At 39.5% G+C, this 5,811-nt stretch carries 4 protein-coding genes; 1 reads left to right on the forward strand and 3 read right to left on the reverse strand.

Features of this window, described 5'->3' with window-relative positions; all coding sequences use genetic code 11:
- Positions 1-43: 43 nt before the first annotated feature.
- From GNE10_RS31270 to GNE10_RS31280, 3 genes are all read right to left on the reverse strand, one after another.
- Positions 44-367 carry a hypothetical protein gene (locus GNE10_RS31270; protein WP_185569775.1) on the reverse strand — a complete coding sequence of 108 codons (324 nt, stop codon included), beginning with the start codon at positions 365-367 and terminating at the stop codon, positions 44-46.
- A gap of 26 nt (positions 368-393) precedes the next feature.
- Positions 394-2,562, reverse strand: coding sequence for a peptidase domain-containing ABC transporter (locus GNE10_RS31275; protein ID WP_185569777.1), 2,169 nt, complete (start codon positions 2,560-2,562; stop codon positions 394-396).
- Positions 2,563-2,743: 181 nt separating this feature from the next.
- Positions 2,744-4,408 (reverse strand): HlyD family efflux transporter periplasmic adaptor subunit, encoded by a 1,665-nt coding sequence (locus tag GNE10_RS31280; protein ID WP_185569779.1) that lies wholly within the window; start codon positions 4,406-4,408, stop codon positions 2,744-2,746.
- 886 nt (positions 4,409-5,294) lie between these two features.
- On the opposite strand from GNE10_RS31280, the gene GNE10_RS31285 reads away from it, so the two are divergent.
- On the forward strand, positions 5,295-5,453 hold the full coding sequence (locus GNE10_RS31285) for a hypothetical protein (protein ID WP_185569781.1): 159 nt from the start codon (positions 5,295-5,297) through the stop codon (positions 5,451-5,453).
- The last annotated feature ends 358 nt before the right edge of the window (positions 5,454-5,811 follow it).

Consider the following 5,811-nt stretch of genomic DNA (forward strand, 5'->3'; position numbering starts at 1 on the left):
TCACATAAATGTGTGAAAGTAAAAATGCTTTTTAATAACCGATTTATTTGTTGGCAAATATTTTATTGAGAATATTTACAATAGGCTGATTGATGAGATTTACCAAGGAACTAAAATTTGGTATGGAAAAATCTAAGTTTAGGGAAGATGCTAGGTTAAGTTGTGAGGTTATATATTTAGATTTTTGTGAAGAAACATCACCATTTGCAGTCATTAATAGGTTGCTTGCTGAAGTTTCAGTTTTAGCTTGCTGGAGTAAAAAATTACTTACACTTGGTATATTCTGTCCAGCCACTAGGCTTTCTTGTTCTTCTGGCGATAAATCTTGGAAAAATTGAGAATTGTCGGATTGGATATTTTCAGACATAGTTTTATTTGCTTAGCAGCTATTTTTTACAGTGATAAAAACTTTAAATGCTCTCCTTGCTGAGAGAGAAAAGTTTCAGGAGTACCTTGTATTTGCACCTGACCTTTATCTAGCATGACAATCCAGTCGGCTCGATTAATGACACTGGGACGATGGGTGATTAAGATTGTAGTTTTGCCTTGTCGGTATTCCAGGAGTCGGTCTAGTACGTGAGATTCGCTGACTGGATCGAGTCCGGCGGTTGCTTCGTCTAAAATGAGTACGGGTGGATTAGTGAGAATACCTCTAGCGATCGCTAATCTTTGTCTTTGTCCGCCAGAGAGATTCGCCCCAAATTCCCCCAAAACAGTTTGATATTGATTTGGAAGTTGACTGATAAACTCATCTGCATCTGCAATTTGACAAGCTTTGACAATTTCTTCAAAGGAAATGTAAGGCGTTCCTAAGCGGAAGTTTTCCAAAATCGACCGACTCCAGAAATGAGGTTCTTGGGGTACATAAACTACTTGTTGTCGCAAACAATCCAAGGAAAGGTCTTGAATGTTATAGAAGCCAATGCGAATATTGCCAGAGTTTAGCTGATATAAACCTGCAATCACTTTCGCCAGAGTACTTTTACCACAGCCTGATTTACCAATTAAAGCAGTTACTTTTCCCCCAGGAAGCTTGAGAGAAAAATCCTCTAATAAATCAACTCTCCCTGGGTGATGAAATTGCAAATGAGAACAGCGAATATCTGCATCCCCAGAAATTTGAGCAACTGGCTTTTGACTACCTCCAACTACTTCCGGTGTCGCATCAATAACTTCTAATAAACGAGACACTGCTGTGTGAGAGCGAAAGTATTCATCGACAAAGTTAATTAAAGAATCAATTAAATTTAGAACATTCACCTGTAGGGCGTTAAAAGCCAGCATTTGACCGATGCTCAATTCTCCTTGAATTACCAAAATACTTCCTAGCCCAAGTAAAATTACTCCGCCGAGAGTAGCCAAAAGTTTAGCAATTGTACCGTTAATAATTCCGATTTGGATAGTACTAAAAGTCAAATTTGCTAGACGACCAAAACGACTTTGGAATTCATCCCAAAATTGCGGTGCAGCATTTGTGGTTTTAAGTACCTGCGCTCCTTTAAAAGTTTCTACCAAAATTCCTTGATTTTCCGCCCCCAAAACCAACAAATTGCGCGTTTTTTGTTGCAGGATTGGTAAAAAAGGTAAGGTAGATAAAGTCATCAACCCTGCAAACAAAATAACTGCTAATGTTAGTTTCCAGCTATAAAATAACATCAAGCAGAAAGATATCACTGCAATAAAAAACTGGCTGGGTAAAAGAACCACAATTTGCGATACCAACTGATTAATTTCATTGATATCTCTCAGTCGGCTACTGATTTCCCCACTGCGACGAGCTTCGTAATAATTAAGGGGTAACTGAAGAATTTTTCGCGCAAACTCCAAAACTAAGCCTAATTGCAGTCGTTGACCAAAATGAGCAATCATGGTGCTTTGTAATACTTGCAGACAACTGCTAAACAAGCTCATGACTACAACAGCTGAGACGACAACAGTAAGTAACTGAGTATCGCCACGTACAAGGACATCATCTGTAAGTAGTTGGATTAAAACCGGAGTACCTAAAGCCAGTAAACCCAGAACAATATTCAGCGCTAAAACTTGAGTCAACAACCCACGATAAGGTAATATCCGGTGAAAAAAGCGTACTAAACCACCTTTTGCTTCTTCTTGGGGCTGCTGAAAAAAGCGGTCTGGATCTGGTTCGACTAATAACATGACCCCATTCCAAGCTGTGGTCAACTCTTCTCGGCTGACATAACGAATACCTACAGCTGGGTCTGCGATCGCATAACTTTTTCCCCGTTGGTCGTATAAAATAACCCAATGGTGACCACGCCAATGGATAATTGCTGGTAGTTGTATTTCTTTAATTTTGTCTACAATGGCAGGTGCAGCCTTAACTGCCCTAGCATTAAAACCTAGAGCCTCAGACCCACGTTTTAAACCCAGCAAAGTTGTACCTAACTGTCCAGTTCCAACTGCATCTCGACAGCGATTGATACTTAAAAAACGTCCATAATGTTTGCAAATTGCAGCCAAACATGCTGCTCCACAGTCCTCTTCACTCAACTGTAAAACACACTCGTAATTTTTACCGAGTTTAAATAGATTAAACATGTTAACCTTAACTGTTGATTGTTGACTGTTAACTGTTGACTGTTGACAGTCACCACTGACATTTTTCACCACTCAAATACGATTACGATAAAAATATTATTCATTCTGACTTCTGACTTCTGACTCCTGAATTCTGAATTCTGACTCCTGACTCCTGAATTCTGACTCCTGACTTCTGATTTCAAAATTCTGTGATAAATCTGGCTTTTCTGAGAATGAATTGAAGTACAGTTTCTTGGCGAGAAATAATATCAGATCTACCTTCCATGCCAGATTTGAGATAACATTTGCGGTGGCCTCTACCAACATATAGAGTTTGTGGTTCAATAGTTACTTCATAGGCAACTACTTGGGCTACACTTGGATTTGCATTATTTTTGGCAATTGGTAGGGCGTCTGGGGCAATTGTTTTGACGCTACCGTTGAGAGTACCGTAGTCTGGATAGGGACAAGCAGAAACCTGCATTTTGACTTGTTGTCCTGGTTTGACTTTATCAATGTCATGAGCTGGTACGCTAGCTTTAATTAATAAAGGTGCATTGAGAGGGGCAATTTGAGCAATGGCTTCGCTTGGTTGGACTACTTGTCCGGGGTTGCGAAGATTTAATTCCAGCAGTGTTCCGGTGATTGGCGATCGCACTATACTTCGATTGAGGTCGATTTGGATCTGTTGCAGTTCTTTAGTGTTGCGATCGATTTCCTTTTGAATTTCCAGGCGTTGCTGGAGTAGAGTTTCTCGTTCTTTTTTCAAAGCGGCTAAGGTAGCTTCTCCTCTGGCTTGTTCCTGCTTAATCCCTTCGGATGCAACAGTTACAGCAGAATAAGTAGGATTAATGGCAGTTTTCGCCTTTTGTAGGTTTGTTTCGGCCACCTTTAAGGCTTGTTCTTTTTCCTCTAGAATATTTTTGGCGTTGTCTTTAACTTGTTCTAGCTTTGCTTGAGCCGTTTTAATAGCTTGTTCTTTTTCCTCCTGGAGATTTTTAGCGTTGGCTTGAGCTTGTTCTAGTTTCGCTTCGGCAGATATAATTGCTTGTTCTTTTTCTTCAAATAGATTTTGAGAAACGGCTCCTGATGCTACTATTGGCTGTAAGCGATCGCGTTGCACCCTAGCTAAAGTCAAAGCAGCTTCCGCTTCTTGTACAGTGGCCGTCAAAACTTTTTCTCGTTGTAATCGTTCCCGTTGAACTTTGGCTAAAGTTAAAGCAGCTTTGGCTTCTTCAATAGCTGCTGTGAAGAATTTTTGTTGTTGCGATCGTTCTTGTTGCGCCTTTGCTAAAGTCAAGATTGCTTGTGCTTGTGCCATTTCAGCTGTAGCGATCGCTTGCCGATCTTCATAGTTGCGTTGCGTACCGTCTAATTGGGCTTGTGCAGCCATAATCGAGCGATTATTTAAACTTATCTGCGCCGCAATCTGAATTTCATTTTGACGCAGTTGAGCATCAATTTGAGTTAGTTGCAATTGACTTTGCCTAATATTACTTTCTAGTTGACTTTTTTGAGTCTGGAGATGGGAACCATCAATTTGAGCAATAGCTTGTCCCTGAGTCACAACTTGATTTTCCTGAACATTAATGTTTTGAACGCTTCCACTCATAGCAGACTGAACAACCCGTAATTCTCCCGCCGGTCGAATAGTTGCAGGAACTTTCACCGTAACGTTGTAATTTAAAACAGATGTTAAAGTCACCCCCACTACAAAAGTAGTCAGCAGAACTCCCGCACCAATGCTAGTCCACTTGCTGATGCGGGGAAGAAATTCGTTAGCTTCAACTAAGTGGAGTTGTTCTGGTAATGGTTCGTTAAACCTATTCCAAGAATAGTTTTCTTCAGGGCGTGACAAACTCACGACATTACACCTTTTGTATGAATTAATACTTCAAAATCTGTAAATTCTTGATAAATGAAAAAAATCAAACATTTGAAACCAGATGGTGTACGCCCACAGTGTAAATGCGTCCTTGTACAAATCCCCATTGGACTGTTGCCTGTTTGCCGTTCACTGTTCCCTTTTAAACACTACTAGTGGTTCATCGCATTAGTTATGAAAAGTTCGTAGTAAGCACTTTAGTGCTTAAAAATCAAGGACTAAAGTCCTTACTACAAACATTTTTCCCTACAAAATTAATGGGACAGATTACTAGAGTTTGTTTGATGAATTGTGCAAGACCCTTGCTGAGGAATTTATCGCTCAATTTTAAGCACTCAAGTAGCGATTACAAACTTTTACAAAATATTCAAACTCGAACGTATGTTGTCCATAGTAGGCAACACCATTTTCCATAATTGTTTATAATCAATAAAGGGGGAAGAAAAAGGCCTGTGCGATGCGCCAGAATCACCTTTTTCATATTTTTGACGCCCACAATGCGTTGATAAAATCAAGAAGAACGCTCAAACTCTCTCAAAGTCCTCACTTACATTGAGCGAGTCGTAGAAATCTTCTGTCCCCCTTTTATCTGCAAACGAAAATTGCAAAAATTTGTTTGTTTGCAGAGTCAATTTTTACAAAAGCACTCAACCAAAGTTTTATACGTACGAAAAAGAAAATTCTACAAAAGCTTTGGCATTATTGAGCCTTACAGCTACAAACTCTGGGAACTCCAAAAAATAAATTATGCAGGTTCCTGTCGTTGACTGTTGACTGTCAACCGTCAACAGCTAACAATCTTCTGTGCAATATTTTTTTACTTGGGAGTTACTCCTACATTTTAACTGCCAAAAAAAGAAGTAAAATGCAAAATTCATTCTTAATTATTGGCTGCTTCAAATATCAAATTCATCCATTTATTCCTAAATTTAGATATCCAGAACAGCTTGGCGTCACAGAGAATTTGGATGATAGTCCTGACTTAACAAAGTTGTTGATGATGGCGGGTCAAAAAATTTTGTGAAGTATTAGTAAGGTTATTTCTGTGGTCAGTAGAGAGGGCAGTTTTCCTTACTAGCTGACAAATACTTGTTGTACTTATCTGTGAAATCAAAGATTTTGGAAGTTAATAGTCTGTCCCAAAAGTTTTGAAAGGTTCGTAGTAAGCACTTTAGTGCTTATAAAATCAAGGACTAAACTCCTGACTACGAACATTTTTATCCAGTAGAATTGATGGGACAGACTACTAACTTATGCAGTTTTCCCAAAGCTATTTAGACAGATTATACCGATTCAAAAAATGTTTGCGATAGATACCCCACCCGCCTGACGGCACCCTCCCCTTGCCAAGGGGAGGGTTGGGGAGGGGTCTTGTCTATGTG

This window comes from Nostoc sp. 2RC (genome assembly GCF_014222165.1).
GTDB classification, from domain to species: domain Bacteria; phylum Cyanobacteriota; class Cyanobacteriia; order Cyanobacteriales; family Nostocaceae; genus Nostoc; species Nostoc linckia.